Source organism: Galbibacter sp. (assembly GCF_035306585.1).
In the GTDB taxonomy this organism is placed as follows: Bacteria; Bacteroidota; Bacteroidia; order Flavobacteriales; family Flavobacteriaceae; genus Galbibacter.
In genome coordinates this window covers 1-2,917 of record NZ_DATGNU010000013.1, presented here as the reverse complement: position 1 = coordinate 2,917, position 2,917 = coordinate 1, and the positions used below count along the sequence as shown (strand labels likewise).

The window sequence follows — 2,917 nt, the reverse complement described above, 5'->3', positions numbered from 1 at the left end:
TTTTTGAGGTTATCATGAAAATACTCCTGAGCAAACTCAGAGACTACATACATACTCTCTCGCTCGTTGGACTTTTCTTTTGACTGTTCACTCTGCTCGGTTTCTTCTATTTCGATATTGTATTTTCGTGCTAGATATCTTATGGCCTCTGGATAGCTATAGTGCTCGTGTTCCATTACAAATGCCACAACGTTCCCACCTTTCCCACTACTAAAATCCTTCCATATCTGTTTTACCGGAGAGACCATAAAACTAGGGGTACGTTCATCGGTAAACGGACTGAGTCCCTTAAAATTAGACCCTGATTTTTTGAGTTGCACAAAATCACCAATTACCTCCTCAACGCGTGAGATTTCAAAAACTTTATCTATGGTACTTTTGGATATCAAAATGAACTAATTTTAAATTATCGAATTCTCATGTAAAACGAAACTACGTGATTGAAAATACTATTTTTTTCTTTGAATCACATAATTCACCATTTGTTTTAACGCAGCTTTATAAGAGGACTCTTCAAATTCTTCTAGAATGGCCAGGGCTTGTTGTTGAAAATCGAACATTTTGGATTCCGCATACTCCATACCTCCTTTTTCTTTGACAAACGCAATGACCTCACGAACTCTCTTTTTATTCTTATTATGCCTTTTGACAGAGTTAATGAGCCATTTTCGTTGATTTTTATCACTCTGATTTAAAGCATAAATAAGAGGAAGGGTCATTTTTTGTTCTTTAATGTCAATTCCTGTAGGTTTTCCAATGGGTCCATCGGTATAGTCAAACAAATCATCTTTGACCTGAAAAGCCATCCCAATGAGTTCGCCAAACTTCCTCATCTTCTCCACATCTTTGGATTCTGGTGCAACGGAACATGCCCCAAGGGAACAACATGCGGCAATAAGCGTGGCAGTTTTCTGCCGTATAATTTCATAATACACCTCTTCGGTGATATCGAGCCTCCTAGCCTTTTCAATCTGCAAAAGCTCGCCTTCACTCATTTCTCGCACTGCGACAGAGATAATCTTCAGCAAATCAAAATCGCCATTATCAATAGAAAGCAGCAATCCTTTGGACAACAGATAATCACCTACAAGTACGGCAATCTTATTTTTCCACAGCGCATTGATGGAAAAAAAACCACGTCGACGATTACTATCATCAACCACATCATCGTGTACCAAGGTAGCTGTATGGATCAATTCTATCACTGCCGCTCCTCGATAGGTGCGTTCATTTACATTTCCTTTTGAAATCATTTTAGCCACAAGGAATACAAACATAGGGCGCATCTGCTTCCCTTTTCGATTGACGATGTAATAGGTAATCCGGTTGAGCAACGCCACCTTTGAAGACATAGCATCGTGGAACTTCTGTTCAAAAAGTTCCATCTCTTGGCGTATCGGCTCCTTAATTTGTTCTACTACCTTCATAGAGGTTTTAAAGATAATATTATATTAAATGGATAAAAAACTTAGTTCCTTTTTAAACTAACTTTTAGTTGGATTTTTTTACGATGCTGTTTTGTTCGCTAATTGCCCACAGGCCGCATCAATATCCTTCCCTCTTGATCTTCTTACAGTTACCGTAATATTATGACGTTCTAAATTGGATTGATACATCTCGATAGCACTTTCTTCGGCTTGTTCGAACATTTGATCACCAATAGGATTGTATTCGATCAAATTAACTTTCGAAGGTGCGAATTTGCAAAACTGCACCAATGCATCCACATCCTTTTGTTGGTCGTTTATTCCCCTCCACACCACATATTCATAGGTAATCCTACTTTTGGTTTTATGATACCAATATTCCAGTGCTTCTCTTAAATCCTTTAATGGAAAGGTGGCATTAAATGGCATAATACTCGTTCGAACTTCATCTATTGCGGAGTGCAACGAAACGGCCAATTTAAACTTCACCTGATCATCGGCTAACTTTTTAATCATTTTAGGAACTCCCGAAGTAGAGACCGTAATACGTTTAGGTGACATCCCTAAACCTTCAGGATCCGTTATTTTATCAATCGCCAAAAGAACATTGTTAAAGTTCATCAGTGGCTCTCCCATTCCCATAAAAACAATGTTTGAAAGCGGACGATTAAAATACAGTCGGCTTTCATTGTCAATGGCCACGACTTGGTCGTAGATTTCATCGGGATTTAAATTCCGCATTCTTTTGAGCTTTGCAGTAGCACAAAACTTGCAATCCAAACTACAACCTACTTGACTAGAAACGCAAGCCGTGGTTCTGGAGGTCGTAGGAATAAGGACAGACTCCACCACTAACCCGTCGTGAAGCTGAACCGCATTCTTAATAGTTCCATCTGAGCTCCGTTGCATTTGATCCACCCGAATGTGATTAATGACAAAGTGCTGCTCTAAAAGCGCTCTGGTTTGTTTTGAAAGATTAGTCATTTCTTCAAAAGAATAGCAAGCTTTACCCCATAACCACTCATAGACTTGATTACCACGAAAGGCTTTATCTCCTTTAGAGACAAAAAAATCCCGGAGTTGGTCCTTGGTGAGTGCTCGTATGTCTTTTTTCGAATTTTGCATGCTACAAAGGTAGGATATGTATTCCAATTCAAGGCCCATGCTAGCATTTTCTACTGGCCTCTATTTATTATTGTGGTCCGGTTTTAAAAAGAGTCCTACTTCAATCAAGCAGGACTCCGTTTATTGATGGTTACTTTATACCTCAGGGGTACATTATAAGATCAACATAGCGTCTCCGTAAGAATAAAATTTGTACCCTTCTTTGATCGCTTCTTTATAAGCCCTCATTACAAAATCATGGCCTGCAAAAGCAGAGATCATCATCAAAAGTGTTGATTTTGGTGTGTGGAAATTGGTAATCATACAATTGGCAATACTAAAATCATACGGAGGGAAGATAAACTTATTAGTCCACCCTTCATATG

The 2,917-nt window shown here is 38.8% G+C and carries 4 protein-coding genes; all 4 read right to left on the bottom strand.

Annotated features, from left to right (window positions below):
• A partial coding sequence (locus tag VKY50_RS01870; RefSeq protein ID WP_324298272.1) for a CHC2 zinc finger domain-containing protein occupies positions 1-389 on the bottom strand: 389 nt, incomplete at its 3' end.
• Positions 390-449: 60 nt separating this feature from the next.
• Entirely contained in the window at positions 450-1,427 is a 978-nt protein-coding gene (locus tag VKY50_RS01865; protein WP_324298270.1) for a polyprenyl synthetase family protein, read from the bottom strand.
• A gap of 78 nt (positions 1,428-1,505) precedes the next feature.
• Positions 1,506-2,552 (bottom strand): dual-specificity RNA methyltransferase RlmN, encoded by a 1,047-nt coding sequence (gene rlmN / locus VKY50_RS01860; RefSeq protein WP_324298268.1) that lies wholly within the window; start codon positions 2,550-2,552, stop codon positions 1,506-1,508.
• Between the two features lie 153 nt (positions 2,553-2,705).
• Positions 2,706-2,917, bottom strand: a 212-nt coding sequence (locus VKY50_RS01855) for an S-adenosylmethionine:tRNA ribosyltransferase-isomerase (protein ID WP_324298266.1), incomplete at its 5' end; no start/stop codon positions are given.